General features: G+C 43.0%; 17 protein-coding genes. 7 read left to right on the top strand and 10 right to left on the bottom strand.

From position 1 onward, the window contains the following. Positions 1-147: 147 nt before the first annotated feature. Entirely contained in the window at positions 148-2,331 is a 2,184-nt protein-coding gene (locus OCV24_RS17110) for a malate synthase G (RefSeq protein WP_146448728.1), read from the bottom strand. Positions 2,332-2,486: 155 nt separating this feature from the next. Then, positions 2,487-3,440, bottom strand: coding sequence for a LysR family transcriptional regulator (locus OCV24_RS17105; RefSeq protein ID WP_017057927.1), 954 nt, complete (start codon positions 3,438-3,440; stop codon positions 2,487-2,489). Between the two features lie 130 nt (positions 3,441-3,570). Between OCV24_RS17105 and OCV24_RS17100 the strand changes: the two genes are divergently transcribed. Together OCV24_RS17100 and OCV24_RS17095 are read left to right on the top strand one after the other, a co-directional pair. Next, positions 3,571-5,169, top strand: coding sequence for an isocitrate lyase (locus tag OCV24_RS17100; RefSeq protein ID WP_046223159.1), 1,599 nt, complete (start codon positions 3,571-3,573; stop codon positions 5,167-5,169). Positions 5,170-5,404: 235 nt separating this feature from the next. Further along, entirely contained in the window at positions 5,405-5,983 is a 579-nt protein-coding gene (locus tag OCV24_RS17095) for a hypothetical protein (protein WP_050620478.1), read from the top strand. A gap of 102 nt (positions 5,984-6,085) precedes the next feature. Here OCV24_RS17095 and OCV24_RS17090 read toward each other — a convergent pair whose 3' ends face one another. Together OCV24_RS17090 and OCV24_RS17085 are read right to left on the bottom strand one after the other, a co-directional pair. After that, complete coding sequence (locus tag OCV24_RS17090; protein WP_150877464.1) at positions 6,086-6,460, bottom strand: cystatin domain-containing protein; 375 nt, start codon at positions 6,458-6,460, stop codon at positions 6,086-6,088. Between the two features lie 250 nt (positions 6,461-6,710). Further along, positions 6,711-9,164, bottom strand: coding sequence for a M9 family metallopeptidase (locus OCV24_RS17085; protein WP_150877466.1), 2,454 nt, complete (start codon positions 9,162-9,164; stop codon positions 6,711-6,713). Between the two features lie 417 nt (positions 9,165-9,581). On the opposite strand from OCV24_RS17085, the gene OCV24_RS17080 reads away from it, so the two are divergent. Together OCV24_RS17080 and luxN are read left to right on the top strand one after the other, a co-directional pair. Beyond that, positions 9,582-10,817: an acyl-homoserine-lactone synthase gene (locus tag OCV24_RS17080; RefSeq protein WP_150877469.1), complete on the top strand. Its 1,236-nt coding sequence runs from the start codon at positions 9,582-9,584 to the stop codon at positions 10,815-10,817. Further along, complete coding sequence (gene luxN / locus OCV24_RS17075) at positions 10,810-13,380, top strand: quorum-sensing autoinducer 1 sensor kinase/phosphatase LuxN (protein WP_150877471.1); 2,571 nt, start codon at positions 10,810-10,812, stop codon at positions 13,378-13,380. Before OCV24_RS17080 ends, luxN begins: the two co-directional genes overlap by 8 nt. 73 nt (positions 13,381-13,453) lie before the next feature. Here luxN and OCV24_RS17070 read toward each other — a convergent pair whose 3' ends face one another. From OCV24_RS17070 to OCV24_RS17060, 3 genes are all read right to left on the bottom strand, one after another. Then, positions 13,454-14,782 (bottom strand): GGDEF domain-containing protein, encoded by a 1,329-nt coding sequence (locus tag OCV24_RS17070; protein WP_150877473.1) that lies wholly within the window; start codon positions 14,780-14,782, stop codon positions 13,454-13,456. Further along, positions 14,779-15,759 carry an ABC transporter substrate-binding protein gene (locus OCV24_RS17065; protein WP_077681297.1) on the bottom strand — a complete coding sequence of 327 codons (981 nt, stop codon included), beginning with the start codon at positions 15,757-15,759 and terminating at the stop codon, positions 14,779-14,781. The genes OCV24_RS17070 and OCV24_RS17065 overlap by 4 nt, the downstream gene beginning before the upstream one ends. Before the next feature lie 393 nt (positions 15,760-16,152). Continuing rightward, on the bottom strand, positions 16,153-16,941 hold the full coding sequence (locus OCV24_RS17060) for an AraC family transcriptional regulator (protein WP_029627205.1): 789 nt from the start codon (positions 16,939-16,941) through the stop codon (positions 16,153-16,155). Between the two features lie 98 nt (positions 16,942-17,039). Between OCV24_RS17060 and OCV24_RS17055 the strand changes: the two genes are divergently transcribed. The 3 genes from OCV24_RS17055 to OCV24_RS17045 all read left to right on the top strand — a co-directional run bounded on the left by OCV24_RS17055 (position 17,040) and on the right by OCV24_RS17045 (position 19,575). Then, the gene (locus OCV24_RS17055) at positions 17,040-17,933 is read left to right on the top strand and encodes a DMT family transporter (RefSeq protein WP_017057917.1); all 894 of its coding nucleotides are present in this window, start codon (positions 17,040-17,042) and stop codon (positions 17,931-17,933) included. Between the two features lie 645 nt (positions 17,934-18,578). Continuing rightward, the gene (locus OCV24_RS17050; RefSeq protein WP_046223168.1) at positions 18,579-19,082 is read left to right on the top strand and encodes an acyl-CoA thioesterase; all 504 of its coding nucleotides are present in this window, start codon (positions 18,579-18,581) and stop codon (positions 19,080-19,082) included. A 247-nt stretch (positions 19,083-19,329) separates the two neighbouring features. Then, the gene (locus OCV24_RS17045) at positions 19,330-19,575 is read left to right on the top strand and encodes a hypothetical protein (RefSeq protein WP_017057915.1); all 246 of its coding nucleotides are present in this window, start codon (positions 19,330-19,332) and stop codon (positions 19,573-19,575) included. Between the two features lie 584 nt (positions 19,576-20,159). Here OCV24_RS17045 and malG read toward each other — a convergent pair. From malG to malE, 3 genes are all read right to left on the bottom strand, one after another. Further along, positions 20,160-21,050, bottom strand: a complete 891-nt coding sequence (malG, locus tag OCV24_RS17040) for a maltose ABC transporter permease MalG (protein WP_046223169.1) — start codon at positions 21,048-21,050, stop codon at positions 20,160-20,162. Between the two features lie 11 nt (positions 21,051-21,061). Then, positions 21,062-22,633: a maltose ABC transporter permease MalF gene (gene malF / locus OCV24_RS17035; RefSeq protein WP_150877475.1), complete on the bottom strand. Its 1,572-nt coding sequence runs from the start codon at positions 22,631-22,633 to the stop codon at positions 21,062-21,064. Positions 22,634-22,714: 81 nt separating this feature from the next. Beyond that, the gene (gene malE / locus OCV24_RS17030) at positions 22,715-23,899 is read right to left on the bottom strand and encodes a maltose/maltodextrin ABC transporter substrate-binding protein MalE (RefSeq protein WP_017057912.1); all 1,185 of its coding nucleotides are present in this window, start codon (positions 23,897-23,899) and stop codon (positions 22,715-22,717) included. Positions 23,900-24,500 lie beyond the last annotated feature (601 nt).

Genomic DNA, 24,500 nt, shown 5'->3' with positions numbered 1-24,500 from the left:
CGCGGCACCTTGGGCTCGGTTTAAATGGATGTTTCTTTTCTTAGTGGTTTTATTATTAAGTGACGTTGTTATTTAGTTATTCTGTAACACGGTTACGTTGCTTTGCTATTTTGTTTTCTAGCTATCTAACAATTTAGCAGCCTTGTTTTATGCAAGTGCTTTTAACTTCAGTCGCATAGCATGCAATACAGGCTCGGTGTAACCACTTGGCTGAGCACAACCTTCAAATACCAACTGGCAAGCTGCTGAGAAAGCAATGCTGTTTTCAAAATCTGGTGCCATATTGCGGTAACTCGGATCGCCTGCATTTTGCTCGTCAACGACGGCCGCCATACGTTTCATGGTTTTCATTACTTGGACTTCATCGCAAATACCATGGCGTAACCAGTTAGCGATGTGTTGGCTTGAAATACGCAGCGTCGCTCGGTCTTCCATTAGCCCTACATCGTTAATATCTGGCACTTTCGAACAACCTACTCCTTGGTCAATCCAACGAACTACGTAACCAAGAATACCTTGCGTATTGTTGTCCAATTCATTTTGGATATCTTTCGCGGTCAGCTTTTGATTGCCTAGTAGCGGAATAGTCAAAATATCGTCTACATTGGCTCTCACTCGCTCACTAAGCTCTTTCTGGCGGCTTGGTACGCTCACTTTGTGATAGTGCAAAGCATGCAAAGTCGCAGCCGTTGGCGATGGTACCCAAGCCGTATTCGCGCCCGCTTGTGGATGTCCGATTTTCGCGTCCATCATCTTCGCCATATTATCTGGCTCTGGCCACATACCTTTACCGATTTGAGCTTTACCTTGCAGGCCACAAGCTAAGCCAAGATCAACATTTTGATCTTCGTATGCGCCAATCCAAGTCATGGTTTTCAGTTGTGTTTTCGGAGCGAATGGTCCTGCTTCCATACTGGTGTGGATTTCATCACCCGTTCGGTCTAGGAAACCTGTGTTGATGAACACGACACGATCTTTGGCTGCGCGAATACACTCTTTCAAGTTCACAGAGGTACGACGCTCTTCGTCCATAATGCCGACTTTAATCGTAAAGCGATCTAAACCTAATGCATCTTCAATTCGACCAAACAACTCATTGGTGAAAGCCACTTCTTCAGGGCCGTGCATCTTAGGTTTTACAATATTAATGCTGTTCGCGGTTGAGTTTTGATACGGGCTATTACCCTTTAAATCGTGCATTGCGATGAGCGATGTCACCATGCCATCCATAATGCCTTCAGGCACTTCATTACCTTCCGCATCAATAATCGCAGGGTTGGTCATTAGGTGGCCCACATTGCGAATGAACAACATGCTACGGCCTTTCAGCGAGATCTCGCCACCCGTCACGCTGGTATACTGACGATCTGGGTTGAGGTTACGAACGATAGTTTTGCCGTTTTTCTCAAGCGACTCTTGTAAATCACCTTTCATTAAACCTAACCAGTTACGGTAAGCCAGTGCTTTGTCTTCACCATCAACCGCAGCGACAGAGTCTTCGCAATCCATAATGGTGGTGAGAGCCGATTCCACCAACACATCTTTAATTCCAGCCACATCAACGCTGCCAATTGGCGCACTCGGATCGATCTGAATTTCGATATGGAGATTATTGTGCTTCAGCAGAATGCAAGAAGGCGCGCTTGCGTCTCCTTGATAACCAATAAACTGGTTGCGATCAATGAGAGTGACTTCTTCGCCGTTATCTAACGTTGCTGTCAGCGTGTTACCAATACTCACATTACTGATGCTGTATTTGGTCACGTCTTTATGAGAAACACCATTCAACGGTGCGGCGTCATCAAGGAAGCCGCGAGCATAGCTCACTACTTTAGCGCCACGAACAGGGTTAAAGCTGCCACCTTTCTCTGCACCATCGCTTTCACTGATGACATCTGTGCCGTAGAGCGCATCGTATAAACTGCCCCAGCGCGCGTTTGCTGCGTTAAGTGCAAATCGCGCGTTCATGATAGGCACCACAAGCTGTGGGCCTGCTTGTGTCGCAATTTCAGGCTCAACGCTTGCGGTGGTTACTTGAAAGTCTTCACCTTCCGGCACTAGGTAGCCAATCTGCTGCAAGAACTGTTTGTACTCTGCTGCGTCGAGTGTTTGACCAGCACGCTCTTGGTGCCAAGCATCAATCTGATGTTGAAGATCTTCACGCTTGATAAGCAAAGCACGATTTTTTGGTGCCAGATCTTTAAGGATCGCTGCAAAAGATTGCCAAAAGTCTTCAGCGATAATGCCTGTTCCAGGAATGACCTGCTCATTAATTAATTGGTAGAGGGTGCTATCAATGTTCAAGCTTCCCTGTTGAATACGACTGCTCATAAAATCTCTCTCAAGCTAACTGATGACTACTCAATATATTTACTTAACTGACTTAAATTTAAATAACTAGTTTAAACTTACTTAACAGGTGTAAATTTAGCTAATTTATGCCTGTTATACTGAATATTCATATAAAAAATACCCTGCAAACTATGTTACTCCGTCACACCGCTTTCTATTTCATTGGCGACACTTTTAATCAAGCGACGCATCCACTGGTGGTCTGGATTGGTTTGTAACAATGGGCTCCACGCCATTTTCACCTCGAAAGGTTCAATCGCAAATGGGGCTGGTTTGATTAATAAATTAGGATTGTTGCGCTGTAATTGCGCGGCTTTAGTTGGAATAGTAAGGATAAGGTTTTTCTGCTGAGCAAAGAGAATCGCAGATAGATAATGTCGGGTAAACACCGTGATATTGCGGGTTTTACCAATGCGCATTAATGCTTCATCTATCCAACCGAGCTTTTGCGCTTCACTTGGATTGATCCCGACTCCAGTTCCCATACCCGTCTTACTTACCCAAATGTGTTGCGCCTTTAAATAAGATAAAATATCAAAGTTGTCGGCTATTGGATTGTCACAGCTAAATAGGCAAGAAAACCCGTCGTGCCAAAGGCTCATCTGATGGAAGGACTGTGGAATATCATCAAAACGGTTGATGATAATATCAACAGTACCTTGTTCTACATCCTGATAGCTCACATCACTTGGCGTCATTATATCCAGTCGTATTTTCGGCGCTATCTCACTCAGTTTTTTTAATAGCGGCTGAATAAGGGTTGATTCAGCATAATCACTCGCCATGATACGGAACACACGTTCGCTATCTTCAGCCCTAAACTCAGTGGTGGGCTGTAGCGTCTTTTCTACATTCGCCAAGATGTTGCGAACCAGCGGCTGCAACTTTTGCGCTCGCTCGGTAGGAACCATTCCTTCACTGGTTCTCACCAACAGTGGGTCTTCAAACAGATCACGTAATCGACGAAGGCCATTACTCATGGCTGGTTGAGTTATTCCCAATTGATTTGCCGCTCGTGTAACGTTTCTTTCACGTAGCAACATGTCTAAATACACAAGCAAATTAAGGTCTATACGAGCAATATTCATAAGAAAAATACCGAATATAATAACTATAAATTAACAAAATTATCACATGCGTGGTTATTCTTTGTCCATAGCAAAGTTTTAATCCAAGCCAATTTGGCAACCATACCCCACGTGAAACTAAGGAATAGTTATGTCGCAAATTACACAAGATATCGAAAAGATTGAAGTTGCAAAAAGCGCTGCAGGTGCTCCATGGGATGCAATTAACCCTGAATCTGCTGCTCGTATGCGAGCTCAAAACAAATTCAAAACAGGTCTGGATATCGCGCAATACACGGCAGATATCATGCGTGCGGATATGGAGGCTTACGATAAAGACAGCTCTCAATACACTCAGTCTTTAGGTTGCTGGCATGGTTTTATCGGTCAACAAAAGCTGATTTCTATTAAGAAGCACTTTGATGGCAAGACAGATCGCCGCTACCTTTACCTTTCAGGTTGGATGGTTGCGGCACTTCGCTCAGACTTCGGTCCACTTCCAGACCAATCGATGCATGAGAAAACATCAGTTGCAGGCCTAGTAGAAGAACTATACACATTCCTGCGCCAAGCTGATGCTCGTGAACTGGGTGGTTTATTCCGTGAGCTAGACGCTGCACGTGAAGCGGGCGACGTTAACCAACAAGACCTTATCCAAGACAAAATCGACAATCACGTAACACACGTGGTGCCAATCATCGCAGATATCGATGCGGGTTTCGGTAATGCGGAAGCAACATACCTAATGGCTAAACAGATGATTGAAGCGGGCGCTTGCTGTCTACAAATTGAAAACCAAGTTGCCGATGAGAAGCAATGTGGTCACCAAGACGGTAAAGTAACGGTGCCACACGCTGACTTCCACGCAAAACTTCGCGCACTTCGTTACGCATTCCTTGAATTAGGCATCGATAACGGCATCATTGTTGCTCGTACCGATTCACAAGGTGCTGGTCTAACAAAAGAAATCGCTGTAGTGAAAGAGCCTGGCGACCAAGGTGACATCTACAACTCATACCTAGATGTTGAAGAGGTTGATGTTGCTGATATGGCTGAAGGTGATGTTTGCTTCAACCGTGACGGCAAGCTAGTTCGACCTAAGCGTCTACCTTCAGGCTTATACCAATTCCGCCAAGGTACTGGTGAAGACCGCTGTGTATTTGACTGTATCGAAGCAATCAACGCAGGTGCTGACCTACTTTGGATTGAAACTGAGAAACCACACATCGGTCAAATCAAAGAGATGATGGACGGCGTTCGCGAAGTTCACCCTAACGCGAAACTGGTTTACAACAACTCTCCATCATTCAACTGGACGCTAAACTTCCGTCAGCAAGCTTACGATGCATTGGTTGCTGAAGGTAAAGATGTATCAGCTTACGATCGTGCGAATCTAATGAGCGCGGAATACGACGAAACTGAACTGTCTGCAAGTGCTGACGACAAGATTCGTACATTCCAAGCGGACGCATCACGTGAAGCGGGTATTTTCCACCACTTGATTACTCTACCGACTTACCACACTGCAGCGCTGTCTACTGACAACCTTGCGAAAGAGTACTTCGGCGACCAAGGCATGTTGGGTTATGTTGCGAATGTTCAGCGTAAAGAAATCCGCCAAGGCATCGCATGTGTTAAACACCAAAACATGTCTGGTTCAGATATGGGTGACGACCACAAAGAATACTTTGCTGGCGAAAATGCACTAAAAGCAGCGGGTGAAGCGAATACATCGAACCAATTTGATTAATCGCTAACACTTTGATTAGTCGCTAACGCTCTTGATTAATCGTTAACGCTAAAGCCTCCCCCGCCCTTCTCTCTTACTTAGGTAAGATCCGGGGGAAGGCTTTGAGATAAAGCTTGTACTGCCAGCTTTATCTCAAAGCCTCAGATTTGTGTTCCACACCACGGTTAACCGAACAACTTCTGTTTAAGCTAACTGTATACATATTTGTTCAGATTCCTATTTGTTGAGAGTGCCTATGACTTCAATACCTACACACCTACAAGATGCAAAAACACTGTTATCAGAGAATGGTTTCGCGACGGGTGATACTTGGTATCACGGCACATCTTCAGCTTTATTGGCTTCTATTCAAGGCCAAGGCCTAAAACGCTCTGGTGACAAAGCGCTCAACGAAGCAGCTTCAAAAACTATGGCAACCATCGGCAACAACTATTCCGAATCGGTTGAGCCAGTGTTTCTCACTCAGAGTAAAGAACTGGCGTACTACTGGGCTCAACAAACCGTTCGTGAGCGAGGCGTTCGATTCGAAGGTGAAGAACAACCTATCGTACTAGCGGTAAACCTATCTGAAAAGCAACGCACCAAAGTAAGACCGGACGTAGGCGCAATGAGCCTATTGATGATGAGCGTGGGCGAGCAATTCATGTCTCACCTCACTGAAATTTATCAAGCCAACAACATTGCAGGCCCCGACATCGAGCTTCGCACTGCAGATCGCATGGACTACCTCAATAAACTCGGTATGGCCTACATTGATGAAGACATCAGCCGAGCTTGTGTTCAGGAGTTAGCTGAGCCCGAGCTGGCCGACTGAAATCGTTCAGTGAATCAGTCTTCTTAAAACAAAAATGGCTCCCAATACGGAGCCATTTTTATTTGCTATCAGCCTATCTCACAAGGTACAGGCGTATCTAGACTATGAGCACAGAAGACCTTTCTGTGCAGGTTGCGTCATTTCGATGTCACCTTGTAGAGAACGGTAAACGATGGTATTCCACACCTCACCATTATCCATTTCAAACTCGATAGCATAGTTTAAACCAGCGACTACCTGAGTTCGAACACCTAATATTTTTTTGAGCTTAGCAGTGGTATTCATTTGCCCTAGAACCACATCTAACGCTTGCTTAGCTTCTCGCGTGATGTCACTTTGTGACCAACCGCCGGTCAGGTTCTTAGTGCTGCAAATAGGATTCATTTCCTCTTGTGATTGATCAGAAACCTCAGTTTTCTGACTACATCCAGCTAACGCAACAACACTAAACAAGGTTGCCAATAGTACTTTCTTCATAAATTCTCTCTACATCTATCATTCACGAGAGGTTACTCAAAATGATGTTTTATATGCAGGAAAGCTTAAACCTCGAATGTCATCACTTCATCAGAGATGACACTGTAACTACCCCATAAACACAGAACACTGTTAAAAAATACAAAGCCGGACACTGATGCCCGGCTTTTATCTGTCTACCTACCTGATATTTAAACCATTTAAGTAGGTGACGTTTCAGTTAATACTGTTTGTGTTAATGTCTGTTTTATTAATGAAAATACACCAACATTTCGACTTCATCCCCTTGTTGCTCTGCATCGAGCAAGAAGTGCAGATAACCCGCTTCAGTTACCGGTATTTGTAAATATTCATTGCTTCCATTGGAGTCAGACTGATATTCATGTTGCCCTGCCGTTGGCCAATATGAATTGCTTGCGTATAAGTCGACGTTGCCTGTATTTGACTGTCCATTTTCCGCATTGTTACTTTTATCGTTCAGCCACACTCGAACTTCTTGTACACCTTGCGGAACATAGACTGCAGCGTAGCGTCGTTGATGAACGGTAAGGGTTTGAGCGTGACCTGATTCCAATACTACCGGTGTTAAATCATCTTTATCTTGTGTTGGTGGTGTTAGCGTTTCTGTCTCCAGAGATGCCACCAATGTCACATTACTAAAATCAGATCGACCTGTGATACTCATGTAGTAGCGACCTGATTTAATATAACCTGACAGTTCAGGGTCAAACGTCACTAACTCATTACTGTCGTCTCGATACTGGCTAAACTCAAAGTCATAGTAATGTGCTTCTCTGTTGTAACTCATGTACAGATCCGCATCGCCGTGCCCTTCACCTTCGCGCCGAATAGCAACTTCAAAATGCGTTACGTTCTCTGGCACATCAACATAGAACAACTGCTCGCTGTACGCCTCGCCGCTCAACACCACACTTTGATTTTCAGCAAGTACTTTGACTTGTTCTGTCGGTTTTGTAGGGTCCGGCGGCTCTGTAGGATCAACCGGATCTGTTGGCTCACTTGAAACTGTGTCTAACCAACGCTCAAACTCACCATTGTATTGCGACCCAAGGAATTTCACTTGCTTCGCCCATTCAGCAAACTGACCAGAACGAGATAATACCAATAAGCTTTCTACGTCTTGCGGATGTTCTTCCAACATAAAGCGCACCGCTAAGTAACCCCAGCGATAGATACGATTAGTGTCGTGAGAGTATGTAGTCGCGAACACATCCGACAGGCTCACTTTTCCTTTGCTTATAAGGCCTAGCGCGGCATCGTAGCCTTGCTTGTAATGCATGTACTCGGCAAACCCCTCTAACCACCACACCACATAACCGTGTGCCAGATTGTCGTTAAACGATCCATATTGGTTAAAGCGTGCATCGAGATAGTGAGTGTATTCATGCTCTAAGTTGAGAATAGAAAGGTCATCGCCATTGGCGTAGCGATAAGCGATAAAACGAGCAACATTACCCACCTGTGAAGGGTCGCCTTCTAGATACTGACCACCGTTATCAGTCGTATTACCAAATAAGAAAGAGGAGTAATCTACATAACTGCCGTTGCTGCCGAACACAACGACTTCTACTCGTTCGTTATTGTCGTCAGTCACAGGTTGTTGACCTGTGTTCGCAACTTGATGGAAGTCCACCTCTTTCGCCGCGAGCACATCACACGCTTCAAGTGATTGTGCTTGCGTTAAATCTTGTGAGCGAATAATCGCAGGCCCTTGACACTCATGACGGTTAGGAAGTATACGCATTGCTAGATCACGTTTTGCTTGCTCTAGATCCAATCCATTCAAGCCGTCAGGTGCGTAATACCCCATCATCTCAACCGCCGCTAACCAAAGCTTATCGTGCTCGCTACCCAGTGGGTTTTGTGCCATCACTTGTTGCATCACTCGCAGTGCTTTGTCTCTGGTTGCTTTATCTGGACTTACCAACAAGCGACCCGTTTCACGAACTGCGTTATAAACCAGAAAGCTCGCATCCGTGTCCAAAGCCCACATGTTATCACGCGCGAATGCCGCCAACGTATCGATGTGTTGTGTATGATTAGCCATGTAATCGTAGAAGTCATCTCGAGCAACATGTCCTGCCATTGCGCGAAATAAATTGTTGAGACCATCAACCCATTGAGTGTCTTGTGCGGTTTCTCGGTTGAATTGACGAAGTGCCGCAAGTTGTGCATCCATGGTCAGTGGTAATTGCTTAACGTTATCGACCATCAACGTCAGACTTTTCATTGCCCCCACTTGTTCACGGCCTTGATCTAGCGCGTTAGGGTTAGCTAAAAAAGCGTTGGTTGATTGAGCAAATCGCTGACTCAACGCTTCGCTGAAGTCTTGTACTTGCGCGTTATAGCGGACGTAATAAGCCGCACGAATAAACTCGCCAAAGTTCTCCAGTTTACGTGCTTGCTCAGCTTCACCTCGGTAACGGGCAATTTCTAAGTCAAGTGCAATTTGAATACGGCTTAGACTCGCTTCACTGTAGATATTGTCTAGTGAATTATCCGGGGCTGAGAACCAAGAGCTATAGCAGCTGCTATCCGCAGCTGATACAGCGAGAGCGAGATCAGGAGATCGCTGAAGGTCAGGAACATCACACTGATGTTGAGCAAAAGTAAAACTGGAAATACTGGCAAGAACAAGAGCCAGTGCCAAACGACGACGTGGGAATAAACGGGTATGAGACATAACAACACTCATGAATTGATTATATATTTAAGGCCGCCGTTATATTCCTTGTAATTCATAAGGTGAATTCAGTTGCGTATTAATTATGAGGTTGGTTCAAAAAATAGATATTTCACACTCATTTATCGAACCAAAAAGTTAATGATCGACTTGAATACGTCAGGCTAAACGTACCAAAAACTCACGCAAGATACTGATAATATTGTAATTTACAAATTAAAATCCACATGATAAAGCGCTGTTGTTAAGGGTAAGCTTAAGTAGTAAACTTGGCCCGATTGTGCAGCTTATGTTCACGCAATAGACGAGAGTTGTTGTGCTCACTCTATGTAACGTTACATCAAATACTTAAAATAAATGTCCGGTGACTGGTGCCAGATCGAATAATAATCAATAAACCCAGGCTAGGCTAACTACATGAAATTAACGTCGTCTTTAGGCTCACTGTTGGCTAGCAGTCTGTCTATCGAAAAAAAACAACGAGCGCTAATAGAACTCGTTATTGGTGCTTATCAGCCACAAGAGCGCACAGTTCTTTTCCATACCGTAACAAACTATCGTAGAAACCAATTAGAATCACTCTTCTCTGAACACCAAAACAAGAGCTTCTCTGTATTATTTGATTTAATGGATTATCGAGATCTCATTCAGCGCTATCCAAGCACCTTATCATCCGAGATAATTCAACTTGAAGCAGTCGTAGGCCAGTGCTACATGCATTGGTTAGAATTTTGGTGTGAGTGTGAAATTGCCGTAATAAAAGCAAAGTCACCATTAAAAGCCCCGCTCCACTCTTCTGTAGATCTCCCCGTTGAAGATAGTGCTTACTATGGTGCGATCATTGAACAGATAGAGAATGATCAACTTATCGTACAAACACCGAGTCACCCACAAGGAATGCCAATATGCGATGCTATCGCTTTGAGCAATCTTGAGGTATTCATAAAGGGTGAAAAATGGTTTGAGATGCTGCCTTTACTGCACCTATCTCAAACGGGTAAGCACTTTATTCTACTCAAGCACCCAGCCAGCGAAGCCTTTCCGACACTGGTTTCTTCTGCGCTCATTCAAGATTGGTCAAAAAATGAAACTTGGTTAAGTTACGCACCACCGTTCAGTAATGAGCAATGGCAATACTGTTTACCAAGTCATGGTTACGATCAATTAGTAAAGTTACAGCTTTTCACGCCATCGACGCTCTCAAAATGTTACTCTTTGCCTGAATTTGATAACCAGTTCCAATTACAATTGACCGATGAGCGCGCTATTTGTGAAATCCTCCGTCTAACAGTAAGCGGGAATACCCAACAAAAGCTCTACTTCCTCTATCTCGCTCAAAAAGAGTTGATGAGCGTATTACACCAAGTTGGCTACAAAATCGGCTTCACCATTATTGAGCAACCTTTCATGCTTCAGTTTTATCAAGCTATCGACCCAAAAGCCTATTTCCACTCTGGATATTGCGAGTTAAATGGTGATGGTACAACAATTTATCGCGGGTTCTGGAATTTCGAAATGATGGTAAAAGTGTTCAGTAACACAGATTTTCGCCGTTACAAACACCGAGTTCGTGAAAGCAGAAAACTTGGCTCGATAGAAAAACAAAACTCTGTACATAAACCAAACTCGGTAAATAAGGATGAACATGTTTGATTTCGGCTTAGAAGCGGTCATCCACGCCAAAGCGATAACGCTTCTTGCGACGGTTGCTGTAGTCGTGATGTGGTTACTCTACTATTGCTATCGCCTTAAACAAAAGAACGAAGTGATCGCAGGTACACACCATGCACCTTACATCGCGTACTCGGTTTGTATTGTTGCGTGGATCAGCAGTAACGCCTACTTCCATTCCGACTTGTTGCCGGATCTTGGTACTTCAGCCGCAATATTGACCGCAAAAATTGCTAATCTTGCCTCGTTCTTTGCATTTGCCTTCGCCTACTACTTCTCGTGCCAACTCGCTGCAGAACAACGTAATGGTAAGGTCCACCTGTGGCAACAAGCTATTTTCGTTACTTTTACGGTCTACTCCTTCTTTATTAACTTAAGTCCGGGGTTAACCGTTGAAGATGTCATCATTACTGGCCCTAGCAAATTCGTTATTGAATTCGGTCCGCATACGCCATATTTTTTCATTGGAATGATTAGTTTTGTTGTTCTTACACTAAGTAACCTAATGGCCATGCGCGCCAACAGTAGCAAGCTCACATTAACTAAAACCGGCTACATGATTGCAGGTATCTTGGTATTCATGCTGTCTACCGCGACAATTCACCTCGGTATGACCTATTTTTTGCGTGATTTCTCACTCACTTGGTTGCCTCCAGCATTGTCTATTAGTGAAATGTTATTCGTTGGTTATGCCCTGCTAACCTCGCGTTTCTACAGTGTGAAGTATCTCGCCTACATGAGCCTCAACGCGCTGTTGGCTTGTGTTATTTTAGTGATACCTTTCGGCGCTATATTCATCCCATTGACCGACAACAATCAATGGCTAGTAGCAGTCCCAATCTGCGCACTTATTGGTATCACCTGGCATGTTCTCTACAAACGCGTGAGTCGCTATGCCTCTTTCTTGATTTACGGAAACCCAAAAACACCAGTCCAGCAAATCCTTGCTCTGGAAGAAGATTTCAAGCTCTCTATTGATGATGCGATGCGTCGCTTAGGCCACCTACTACAAATTCCAGAGGACAAGCTGCGACTAATTAACAGTAACTACAATGAAACCCTCTACGAGGATTACCTTTCGACAAACAAGTCAGTTTTGGTGTTCGATGAACTTTCTGAGGAGCTAGGTTACACAGCACCGATGAAACGCTCAATAAAAGCACTGTATGAAAAAATGCGTTCCAACAACACCGCCTTGGTGATGCCGTTGTTTGGCCAGGGTGAGTCGGTCACACACTTATTGGTCTCTTCACACAAGAGCAATGATCAGATGTTCTCTAATGAAGAGATCTCTGCGCTACAGACCTTATTAACTCGTGTACAAAGTACCATCGAAGCAGATAAGCGCATCCGACAAAGCCGTGCACTTGCTAATTCAATTGCTCATGAAATGCGTAACCCACTCGCCCAAGTACAATTGCATTTTGAAGTATTAAAACAGCACATTGATAATCAAGCACCAGCTAAACAAATCCAACTTGATATTGAGAGTGGTCAAGCTGCCATCCAACGTGGACGACAGTTGATTGACATCATCTTACGCGAAGTCAGTGATAGCTCACCAGAACATGAACCAATTACGGTGACCTCTATTCACAAAGCCGTAGATCAGGCTGTAAGCCACTATGGTTTCGAAAATGAGAATATTATTGAGCGGATTCGTTTGCCACAACATGATGATTTTGTTGTAAAATTGAATGAGACCTTATTTAACTTCGTTATTTTTAACTTAATACGTAATGCGATCTATTACTTTGACTCCTATCCAGATAGCCAAATTGAGATCAGCACCAAAACAGGGGCTTACGAGAACGTCCTCACATTTCGTGATACCGGCCCGGGCATTGACGAAACCATTTCTCACAAGATCTTCGATGACTTTTTTTCTCATCAAAAAAGCGGTGGTAGCGGCTTAGGCTTAGGTTATTGCCAACGCGTTATGCGCTCATTTGGTGGCAGAGTTGAATGTCAATCTAAACTTGGTGAGTTTACTGAGTTCAAGTTGTATTTCCCGGTTGTGCCTAACGCTCCCAAAGCAGCAACGCTGCGTACACCTTACTTCAATGATTGGAAACAAAACCAAACAACAGCAGAAGATAAAGCCAAAGCCGACGTTCACTTAGTAAAACAAGCCGGAAGTGGTAGCCAAGCACCGACAGTACTCATTGTCGACGACAAAGAAGTACAACGTACGCTTGTTCAAATGTATTTAACTCGACTTGGGGTTAACAGCATACAAGCAAAAAACGGTGAAAATGCCATCGAGCTGTGTAGAACGAACCAAGTAGACTTGATCTTAATGGATGTGCAAATGCCAGTCATGAATGGCTTTGACGCAAGCCAAGTAATAAAGGCTCGTTCGCCCCATGTACCTATCATTGCTCTTTCTGGAGAGTCAGGACAATACGAATTAGATATGATACGTAAATTGATGGATGGCCGCCTAGAAAAACCTACTTCATTAGGTGCACTACAACATATGCTCGACAAGTGGTTAAGCAATTACGTTAAGCCCGACGCTTTTAAAGTCACAGAAAGTGATTAGTGATGGCGCTAATCATTTGGCACAAGTAACCAATTAAATGCATGACTTAATGAACGATCCAGTGGTTAGCTAACTACACTACTTTGTTATTGACTTGATAACTTTTCAATAAAGCAGAGTCCAATTTTTTATTTTTCGCTACATACATGGCCTTATCAGCTGAATTAATAAGTTGCTCGTAGCTATCACCGTCATCGGGATAGTAGGATATACCGATACTTGCACCCACTTGGTAATCATTACTTTCAATAGAAACTGTTCGCATTATAGCGCTAACTAATTGTGTTTTTTTGTCTAAGACTGACTCTTTATCATCAAGCAAATCTAAACCAATAACAAATTCATCACCTCCGTATCGACTGACAAGATCGGTACATCGAGTATTTTCTCGCAAGCGTTCGGCTACCTTAACTAAAACTTGATCACCAATTCGGTGTCCGTGATTATCATTTATAGATTTGAATTTATCCAAATCTATAAACAGAACTCCTATAATTCTTCCCGTTCGTTGGGCTCTTGATATCATCGCCTTAAGGTTCTCTTCAAAGGAACGTCGATTCATCACTCCGGTTAAGGAATCGTGACCAGACAAATATTCCAGTGCAACCTTTTGCCGTTTAAGCTCTAGTGTTTGTTTATTAACTTCATTTTCCAATACAGATTTTGTCACTACATTTTGCTCTAATTCTTCACTCATGGTGTTGAAAGCTTCACCTAAAGAACTAAATTCTAGGTCAATATTGGTACATTCTATCCGATGAGAAAAATCGCGAGCCTTGATCTTCATTATCCCTTCAGATATAGCTGTCGATCCTGTCCGGAACTTTCTAAGCAAACGGTAAGAGATTGCTGTGATAGCGAAAAAAAACAGAGCGAGTACTCGCGTAATATCAATGATTGTATTTTCGGTCCTCTTCTCCGTTTGTAATAACTCTCTTTTTTGCTGGGTCGCTAAGTGTTCATGTATGTTTTGTATTAACATGTTATATCGAGCGTTTAGTAATGCACGCCTTTGCATCAGGGAGTTTGAATCTCGAATCGAATTTTTTACAACTATTTGAAACTTCTTGTCTTGCTCTATCAATTCTTCAAGTTGGGTATTTAGCAATTTGATTTTTTTTATTTGAGGTTTTGGGATATTAGATTCTTCTATACCAAGAGAAAACTTGGCCTGCTGATTAACTAAGTTATTATAACTCTTATTGTCTTGATACTCTAAGAATAGCCATAATTGCCCTTGTAGAGAACTGACTTCCCTTTGAAGCTTAACAAGCTGGTTTTGGTTATTAGTAGCAACGATATGGCTGTTGTAGAGGTCATAAAGCAACCATGCCGTCGAAAAAGCCATCACCACGCTAATACCGAGTAAAATTTTCATCTTAAATATTAAAGAATGAATCATTCAATGACTCCACTTGTTTGAAGATCAATATACGCGGTATTGTCAATAAATGACCTAACGTCTATGGGCTCTCCTTCTATTATTTTTCTCTCTGAGGCCCACCTCGCTTGTAGCTGTAGATTTGAAAGCAAAGTATAACCGTTAGTTAATTCAAATATGTAATCCCCCCACGCCCACTTAACCTGCTGAGGGTCAACTCCTAATTCATTTGAGATCAACGAAATACTTTCACTAGGATGCTTTTCAACCCATTGAGTAGCTTGGTAAATTGCAGATAAAATTTCTTTATCTGTCGAGCTTAATATGGTTCTAGGCGATTTTGCGAGTAAATTGAAAGAAAGTTGATAAATACCCTTTAATCCTAAATCAATGACAGGCGTCGTCGATAATAACGAAGCTTTATATCCATATGGCTCCCAGACGGATATGGCATCAACTTGAAAAGAAAGTAAAGCGGGTACCATTTCATGAGGTTCAAGATATACTCTTTCAACATCGAGCTCCTGAAGTGCATTTGATATTAAGAGAAAATCAAAATACAGTTCGCTGGCACTTGATTTAATAATTCCAACTTTTTTCCCTGATAATTCTTGAAGGCTATTTATCTTCAATTGATCAAGGGTCAGTAGTTTTATATCATTGCTCGAAGTAACGAAGCTTGAAAGTATTAATATATTATTGTATTGATGCTGATTAAATAGAGCAACAGTTCCAGACGCCGTCGCATAGTCCACAGCATTATTTTGAAGTAAATTTGCGCAATTTACGCCACCTTCGCATGGGATGAGTTCGACATCGATATCGTTATCAACGAAAAAGCCCAATCTTTCTGCTATAAACAAAGGTGTACTAAGCGGAGTTAAAGAAACGGCAATTTTTACCTTGGGAATATGGCCTGTTTGGATTGTTCTGCTTGCAGCAAAACTCGACCATCCACAGATTAAGGTGGCAATCACAGCAACTATAATCCCTTTCATTTTTAAAGCCCTGCAGTAACTTATCGTATAATTTCAATCTTAGACTACAAAAAACGAGGAAGCTATATCTACCCAAATCTAGATTAGATTTTGTATTGGCTATGTAGTTGTGAGAATTGATGAACATAACCCTCAATAACGTGGCGGCTTGACTTGCACATCACAGATTTCAGTTATTGAGGGTAGATGTATACCAAACACCCCAATCTCAAGACCAAATGCCGAAATCGTTCAGAAACAGAATACCGATAGTTTTCACCATACCCGCCTAGGTGAATCGCTCGAAGATGTCGATGAACTATTAGTATACGAAGTGATGACGCAAAATTATGTTACGCATACTTCAATATCAAAGAAAGCAGAAAAATATACAGTTTTAGCGAGATAAGTGAATTACAACAACCGGTTCTTATATTGTTCAGGGGTACTTCCCGAATACTTTTTGAACATTGAAATGAACGGGCTCGCTTGGTTATAACCTAAAGTTAGTGCTACTTCTTTGACTGATTGGCCGTTTCTCAACAAATCCATAGAGTACAAGTAGCGTACTCTCAATCGCCACTCCGTAAAACTCATCCCTAACTCACTCTGGCAGTGTCGTGACAAAGTACGCTCTGTCGTGTGTACTTTTTCTGCCCAATCTTTTAAGGAAATATCATCAGTCGGGTTTTCTTCTATAGCGGATAGGATCGGCGCTAAGTATTTGTTGTCTGTCGATGGTAAAAAATGATGCTCAACCTGACGCTCAGCCAATTGATCCAGTAAGACTTGGATTAGTCTTTGGTCTTGCTCGCTCTCAGCAATATTGATGCTTCTCTGACGAAAGTCATCAATGATCGAAGACACAATGGGAGTGATTGTTATTAAGCTTGTTTTTTCAGGCAAGTGATGAGTTAACTCACGAGCGATGTTCAGTGAACAGTAGTCCAATGGCTTACGGTTGTAACTACAGTGCGTCACCCCAGCAGGTACCCAAATAGCTAAATGTGGTGGTGCTAGGAAGCGAGTATTTTCAGCTTCCATTTCAAGAATTCCACCGCTAATCAACTGCACTTGTCCCCAAGGGTGGCTATGTACACGAGTTTCGGTGTTCGATAAGAACGCTTCGAAATTCATAAATACGTTGGATGGTGCCTTATCAATTGATAAGGATGGGTGAAGGTTTCTCGAGTGTTTTTTCAATCTTGTCTTCCTATCGCGCCTGATGTCTTTTTAAAGATATCTATAAGTATAACGACCTGTCAAACTAGCCACATCAAATCATTTGCAACGGAACTAACATGTATTACCTCTTACCATTTTTTACGGTCTGTATATGGGGCGCAAATGCAATCGTCAATAAACTTGCAGCAAGCGCCATTGAACCTAGTGCAATGAGTTTTTACCGCTGGTTCATCGCGATGTTAATCCTTACTCCTTTTTGTATACGTTCAGTGATAAAACAATGGGCAATAATCAAACCTAACCTACCTAAGCTTGCTTTCCTTGGCTTTTTAGGCATGGCGATGAACCAATCTCTGGGTTATTACGCGGGTTTAACGACAACCGCTTCTAACATGGCATTGATCACTTCTTTGGTACCATTGTTCAGTGTCTTCTTGAGCGTTCCTTTGCTACACAAATCGATTTCTCGCTTAAGTATTATTGGTGGTGTATTGTCATTGTCGGGTTTGGCACTCATGCTTGGTAAAGGAGACCCTCTGTTCTTCATTCACCAAGAACTCACTCAAGGTGATGGGTACATGCTGATTGCAGCACTCGTTTACGCTTCTTATTGTGTTTTGCTAAAACGTTGGAAAATGCCAGTTAGCAGCGGAGTTGTGATTTATGTTCAAGGTTTGTTTGCCGTAGCGATGTTGACTCCACTTTGGTTGACAAGTAAGCAACTAATACCATCACAGCAAGCCATCCCGCTCATAGCTTACGCTGCGGTTGCTGCTTCTATTCTCGCGCCATGGATGTGGGTGAAGGCGATTGACACCATAGGAGCAGATTCCAGTGCGATGTTTATGAACTTAATGCCTGTTGTCGCGATTGTACTGGCTGCTACATGGTTAGGTGAAGAGATTAATCAATTCCATATCATTGGCGGTGTGATGGTGATCTCTGGTGTTATTCTCGCGCAAATTAAAAGAAAACCGATACTTGAAGCGCCTTTGCCACAACAAAGCTAAGCTCGTTTTAGCTCGGTTAGATTAGTGAAAACACTTTCATCGACATTTCCTCAGTACCTGCTCCGTTAGCCACAGTGAGCTTTTGCAACAAGTTCACAAGGTGGGAGAATCAACTTGAACGTGTAACGTAATTAAGAAATCACTTAATGTACTTTTAACATGAATACCTTTACAAGATTGAAGTTAGTACCAAGTGTAAATAAGTAATTACCAATCAATATTCCGAAAGGCAAAACTCACGTAAAGGATCTATACTTTGCAAAAGAGTAAAAGATGAGCTGATTAACAAAACAACCTGACTACCACTTTAGTGGTAAATAAGCTAGAATCATTTAAACTAAACCAGACAAACAGCGGTTAGTTGGCAAATATAAAAAGGTACCAATATGAGTATCTAACGGCTTAAAAACACCTAGCATCGCGCTAGGTGTTTTTTCTTCTTCTCAGCTTACTCACAAGATAGCCACCTAGCGTTTACCTCTCGCCTCCCATCCCAATAGACATCAATATTCACCGGTTTGTCATCTGTTTGAAAAAATAGTCTTAACCGTGAAATTATCCGCTTTAATTTATGTCATCTTAAGTATATTGTTACTAGCAAGTAACAAGCATGTTATGCAGAACAATAATAATGAAGGAAGATAGATGAGCAGTAACAATAGCCAAAAAAATGGTAAACGAGACGTTATACTGCGTTTTTTAGCTGAGCCTGGGGACGTGAACTTTGGTGGTAAGGTTCATGGGGGAGCAGTAATGAAATGGGTCGATTTAGCGGCTTATGCCTGTTCTGCAGGGTGGAGTGGTAAGTATTGTATAACGGCCTATGCCGGCGGTATTCGATTTGTCGCACCAATCCATGTAGGCAACTTGGTGGAGGTCAGCGCGAAGGTAATCTACACGGGGTCATCTTCAATGCATATTGCAATAGACGTTCAAGCGAGCGATCCAAAAGACCTTAACAACCGCCTGACGACTCACTGTATTGTTATAATGGTGGCTGTAGATGAAAATGGCACTCCAACTAAAGTGCCTGAATGGGTCCCTGAAACACCAGAAGACATCGAGTTAAGAGATTCTGCTATTCGCCTAATGAAAATGCGAAAACAAATTGGCGAAGAGATGGAAGCGCACGTGAGGTACCTCAAATAAGGTCATGCTACCCTACATAGATTTATTAAAATGCCAAGCACATGCTTGGCATTTTTGTATCTAATACCCCACACAAATAAAACCGCTACAAATTCAATGTTGTCGATAAAACGTGATATTCAGCCAAAGGTTGGAATGATTTAACGCTGGTTCACTGATTTATTTTGACTGTAATAAAGTCGTCATTTTGCTCTGATTAAATACCACCACTCATAATAGATTGTATTTTATTTCCCCGGAGCCAAACTTGAGCGTGACACCCCCTACTCTTAGCGAAGCTACACTGAACAACTTGAAGGCGGTTGAGTATCAATGGGTTAGAACGTTGTACGTCGAAGGCTACGACAACAGTGAAATTAACCACTATATCCAGACTTGTTTCGGCGGTGACCCAACGTTTGCGGATTTATTTCGTCGCGTAGCACTCGATCAAGAAAGCATCTATGTGTTGTTGCAACATTTGGGTTGCGCGCCTTCGAGTCGAGAGTTTTAGCTTCGAAAGCTCAAAGTTCATATTCTATGACTATCAATCTTAAGTTGGCCTGAGCGCTGAGTTTCGGCCATTAGCCATTCACTATTGCTTTAGCTCCATTCCATAACCCTGAATTATAACTCCTTAAGATTCACAACTGCCTTCCGTCTCTATACACACTTTCTATGCAACCTAGGGATTCGTTGCATGCAAATAATTGAAGTATCACGCATTGGATTATTAGTAATATGTCAATATAACAACAGCTCCTTATACTGATGAGCCTGATTTGTGAGACTCGTTCATTTTTCAAGTAAGAAGATTGAAGTAGGAAAGAGTTGGAAGAGAGATGACTCGAAGCTTTGACGAGTAAAGCTGACATAAAAAGCAAAAAGTAGCAGGCATAAAAAAACCCAAGTAAATACCTGGGTTAGAGTTACAAAAACCACTAATCATTAATAGCGTAAGGAACCTGATTAGCAGCCAGCTATGCGTAACCTGAGGGTTATTTTTATTACTGATCGGCGGCCAAACCAAATGATGTAATAAAAATGCCAATATAGAGCGACCTAAAGGTCGCTCTTTTCTTTCTTATAGGCTACAGCTTATCCTTTTACACCACCTGCCGTCAAACCGCCAACTAACCAACGTTGAGCAAGTAAGAACACGATAGTAATCGGAAGTGCTGAAAGTACAGCCGCTGCCGCAAAGTCACCCCATAGGTAGTTCTGAGGGTATAGGTACTGCTGCATACCTACTGCTAGTGTGTAAGAGTTCACATCTGTAAGTAGGATAGACGCTACTGGCACCTCACCCACTGTCGCGATGAAAGATAGGATAAACACAACCGCTAGGATTGGCACAGACAGCGGTAGTAGAACCAGTCTGAATGCTTGCCAAGGCGTTGCACCATCAAGGGCTGCAGCCTCTTCCAGAGAGTTATCAATCGTTTCAAAGTAACCCTTAATCGTCCATACGTGCAGTGCGATACCACCTAGGTAAGAGAAGATTAGACCACCGTGTGTGTTCAAGCCTAAGAACGGAATGTATTGACCAAGTTTGTCGAACAGCGCGTAGATAGCCACAAGAGCCAGTACTGCTGGGAACATTTGAAAAATCATCATCGCTTTCAGGATAGTTTCTTTACCTTTGAAGCGCATACGAGCAAATGCGTAAGCCGATGTCGTTGACAGTGCCACGATTAAAATCGATGTCACACCCGCTACTTTAACTGAGTTCCATAACCAAGTTAGTACTGGGAATGGAGGCGGCGTTACCGAGCCATCTGCGTTCACCACTGACATACCCAATGCTAGCTTCCAGTGCTCCAATGATGGGTTATCTGGAATCAAACTACCGGTTGCGAAGTTACCTTCACGGAACGAGATCGCGATGATCATCAATAGCGGGAAGATAATCATTGCCAAGAAGCACCACAACACTGCATGCGTTGCCCACACTCGGTATTTAAGGCCTTTACCTTGTACCATAGCCATTGTCGTGCTCCTTAATCTTGAGACAGTTTAGTGAAACGAAGGTTGAGTAACGCGAGTGCACCAACCAATAGGAATATAAGCGTTGCGATTGCACTTGCTAGACCAAAGTCTTGACCGCCGCCACCTTCGAATGCAATTCGGTACGTGTAGCTTACAAGCAAGTCTGTGTAACCCGCTGGCTCAGAAGTGCCAATCATATTCGGTCCACCATTCGTCAATAGTTGAATCATTACGAAGTTGTTGAAGTTAAACGCAAACGCTGCAATCAATAGCGGTGTTAGCGGCTTAATCATCAATGGGAACGTAATGCGCTTGAAGTTATCAAGGAAGTTCGCACCATCGATTGCTGACGCTTCGTATAAATCATCAGGAATCGCTTTAAGCAGACCCATACATAGAATCATCATGTAAGGGAAACCTAGCCATGTATTAACCATCAACACCATGGTTTTCGCTAAGATAGGGTCTGAGAACCAGTTCGGGCTTAAGCCGAATATATTCTCGAGCACCATGTTGATCTCACCAAAGCTTTGGTTGAATAGACCCTTAAAGATAAGAATCGAGATGAACGCGGGTACGGCGTAAGGCAGAATCAGTAAAACACGATAGATAGAACGACCTTTCAGCTCTTCCCATTGCACGATGTTCGCAAGTACAAGCCCGATAACAAGTGTGAACGCTACGGTACATACCGAGAAGATCACCGTCCAAATAAAGATGCTGATGAATGGTTCTTTAATACCATCATCTTTCCAAACACGTTCAAAGTTATGCGTACCAATGCTAACTACAAAACCTGGAGAGATTGTATTACCTGTAAACTCACCGTTTGCATCAACAGGCTGGTAGAAACCCACATCCATATTTGGCTTGAGAACTTCACCCGTTTCATTGTTGATTAACGTTTCTTGATCGTCTTGTAGCGTGTAAAGCGGAGCAACAGAAGCAAACTTACGTAAGCCGCTCATTCGGATGTCATCACCGTTTGGTAAATTAAAATCAACACCACTGATCGCTGCTCGGTTTTGGATGATCGCCTTGATCTTCTCTTTCTCACCTTGCGCAGATTCGATGACAAATAGGTCCATCTCTGACGATGTCATATTGTCTAGAGAAAATACATCAGTCGCTAACAGCTGGTCGCCATCTTTTACGACGATCTGGTGACCATCACCTGTTTTGTACAAAGTAAATGGGTAACTCTCACCGCTTTGGAAAGAACGGTCTAAAAGAACGGTTTGAGTACGCTCCAGAGAAAGCTGGTTTTTCGCGCTGTAGTTAGTAAACGCAAGCCCTACGGTGTATGCCAAAGGGAAAAGAATGAACAAGATCATTCCGGCAATACCTGGGTAAATATAACGGTGGGCGTAAGTTTTTTTGCTGCCAAAAATGTAAAGTGCCAAAGCCGTTAAGATCACTGTAAGCAGCGCAAAAGCGAGCTCACCGCGAGAATACATAAGAATTGTAGCGTAGCCGTTTATTAAGCCAACGCTACCAAGCAACCCCCATTTGATGAAGACGCTTTTACTGCCTGGAAGGCTTGATGGTGCTGGGATAGCATCTGTACCTTGAACTGACTGCATAGAGGAACCTGCTAGCGATATAGATAAAAAATAGAAAAGTAAGGAGAGGTTACCCCCTCCTTAAAAGGTAGTGCTTAGGTGTTACTTAACCATACGACCTTCAGCAGCTTTTAGTGCTTGGTCTACTGATTGACGGCCGTCAACTACGTTGCCGATCGCTTCTTCCATGCTGTACCAGAATGTTGTGAACTGAGGGATGTTAGGCATGATTTCACCGTTCATCGCGTTGTCCATTGTTGCTGCAATACGAGTATCGCTGTCTAGTTGACGTTGGAAAGAGTTAAGAGCAACAGCGCCTAGTGGCTTGTCGTCGTTCAGGCTCTTCATACCTTCATCTGTTAGTAGGTAGTTTTCCATGAATTCAACAGCTAGGTCGCGGTTTGGAGACGCCGTGCTGATACCACCCGCCCATACACCAACGAAAGGTTTAGACGCTTTACCGTTGAACTTAGGTAAAGTTGTTACGCCGTAATCTACGCCAGCTTTCTTGATGTTTTCCCAACCCCAAGGGCCGTTGATTGTCATTGCAACGTTACCCGCTACAAATTCAGACTCAGCAACTGAGTAATCCATGTCTGCAGAGATAACTTTGTCTTGTACCATCTTCTCGATGAAACCTAGAGACTTCTGAACACCGTCAGTCGCTACGCCCGCATCTTTAATATCATAACCTTCTGCAGTCTGTTTGAATGCGTAACCACCGTCAGCTGCAAGTAGAGGCCATGTGAAGTAAGCGCCGCCACGTAGAGGCCACATGATCGCTTTTTTGCCATCTTTTTGAAGCTCAGCATCAAGTGCTGGAATTTCTTCCCAAGACTTAGGTGGGTTAGGAACAAGCGCTTTGTTATAAATTAGAGAAACTGACTCAACCGCTACAGGGTATGCGATTGTTTTACCTTCGTATGAAACAGCGTCCCATGCGAAATCTACGATACCTTCTTTCGTTTCTTTAGAAGGTTTAATATCAACAAGAAGCCCTGCTTCTGCATAGCCGCCAAAACGGTCATGTGCGTAGAAGATCATGTCTGGGCCATCACCAGCTGCTGCAACTTGAGAGAATTTCTCTTCTAGTTTGTCAGGGAAAGCCACTGTTACTTTAACACCAGTATCTTCTTCGAAGCGTTTACCTACTTCAGCCATGCCTTCATAAGCTTTGTCACCACCTACCCAGATTGTTAGTTGTCCTTCTTCGATAGCAGCATTTGCACCAAAAGAACCCAGAGCAACTAATGTACCTAGAGCTACAGCGCTTAGAGCGTTTTTCATGTGAATATCCTTTTTATATTTATACGTAGGGCACATCAACCAAGACGAGCCAGTTTTCAGCGCTTATGATCTGAGAAAATAGACTTTAACTCATCATCCTAGCCACTACGCCCTAGCTATTATGGCTTAATTTCGTGATCATCATCCGGTCAGATTAGAGACTAAAATCACAAAACACATACTCATCGTGATCACAGTCACCGTTATGCCGTGGATTTATTTGAACTGGATCGGCTATTATCAATAACCTCATTTATCTACTCCTCCCCTCCTACTCCCCCTCGTTAAATTTTCATTGGGAGGATGTACGATTGCACCAATTCACCGAAACTGCATTCATCCAAGAGTGGATAGTAAGAACCCTTTACCAGCAGATGTTATGCGTTTAAGCATTGTTCATTTAGTTGGCTTCACTGCCCGCTGGTGTCTTTATTAAGCATCGAGCTAAATCTGTGATTGAATCACGGGGGAGATTTAGCTGGATGTGGGGGAAATAGGCACCAGTTTGGCTATGACGGGTGGGCTTGGTTACAGAATCCAAGTCTCACCCACTTTTTTCTTACTCATTCAATACTTACCAATTCCTACAGTTACTGCTGAC

It is taken from the genome of Vibrio kanaloae (assembly GCF_024347535.1).
In the GTDB taxonomy this organism is placed as follows: Bacteria; Pseudomonadota; Gammaproteobacteria; order Enterobacterales; family Vibrionaceae; genus Vibrio; species Vibrio kanaloae.
The sequence above is the reverse complement of the archived record's forward strand: the minus strand, read 5'-3'. Positions and strand labels throughout refer to the sequence as shown.

What these genes read in the sequence shown, in the direction of transcription:
- OCV24_RS17110 (WP_146448728.1), bottom strand. Translation starts at nt 2,331, where the DNA reads ATGAGCAGTCGTATTCAACAGGGAAGCTTGAACATTGATAGCACCCTC.
- OCV24_RS17105 (WP_017057927.1), bottom strand. Translation starts at nt 3,440, where the DNA reads ATGAATATTGCTCGTATAGACCTTAATTTGCTTGTGTATTTAGACATG.
- OCV24_RS17100 (WP_046223159.1), top strand. Translation starts at nt 3,571, where the DNA reads ATGTCGCAAATTACACAAGATATCGAAAAGATTGAAGTTGCAAAAAGC.
- OCV24_RS17095 (WP_050620478.1), top strand. Translation starts at nt 5,405, where the DNA reads ATGACTTCAATACCTACACACCTACAAGATGCAAAAACACTGTTATCA.
- OCV24_RS17090 (WP_150877464.1), bottom strand. Translation starts at nt 6,460, where the DNA reads ATGAAGAAAGTACTATTGGCAACCTTGTTTAGTGTTGTTGCGTTAGCT.
- OCV24_RS17085 (WP_150877466.1), bottom strand. Translation starts at nt 9,164, where the DNA reads ATGTCTCATACCCGTTTATTCCCACGTCGTCGTTTGGCACTGGCTCTT.
- OCV24_RS17080 (WP_150877469.1), top strand. Translation starts at nt 9,582, where the DNA reads ATGAAATTAACGTCGTCTTTAGGCTCACTGTTGGCTAGCAGTCTGTCT.
- luxN (WP_150877471.1), top strand. Translation starts at nt 10,810, where the DNA reads ATGTTTGATTTCGGCTTAGAAGCGGTCATCCACGCCAAAGCGATAACG.
- OCV24_RS17070 (WP_150877473.1), bottom strand. Translation starts at nt 14,782, where the DNA reads ATGATTCATTCTTTAATATTTAAGATGAAAATTTTACTCGGTATTAGC.
- OCV24_RS17065 (WP_077681297.1), bottom strand. Translation starts at nt 15,759, where the DNA reads ATGAAAGGGATTATAGTTGCTGTGATTGCCACCTTAATCTGTGGATGG.
- OCV24_RS17055 (WP_017057917.1), top strand. Translation starts at nt 17,040, where the DNA reads ATGTATTACCTCTTACCATTTTTTACGGTCTGTATATGGGGCGCAAAT.
- OCV24_RS17050 (WP_046223168.1), top strand. Translation starts at nt 18,579, where the DNA reads ATGAGCAGTAACAATAGCCAAAAAAATGGTAAACGAGACGTTATACTG.
- malG (WP_046223169.1), bottom strand. Translation starts at nt 21,050, where the DNA reads ATGGCTATGGTACAAGGTAAAGGCCTTAAATACCGAGTGTGGGCAACG.
- malF (WP_150877475.1), bottom strand. Translation starts at nt 22,633, where the DNA reads ATGCAGTCAGTTCAAGGTACAGATGCTATCCCAGCACCATCAAGCCTT.
- malE (WP_017057912.1), bottom strand. Translation starts at nt 23,899, where the DNA reads ATGAAAAACGCTCTAAGCGCTGTAGCTCTAGGTACATTAGTTGCTCTG.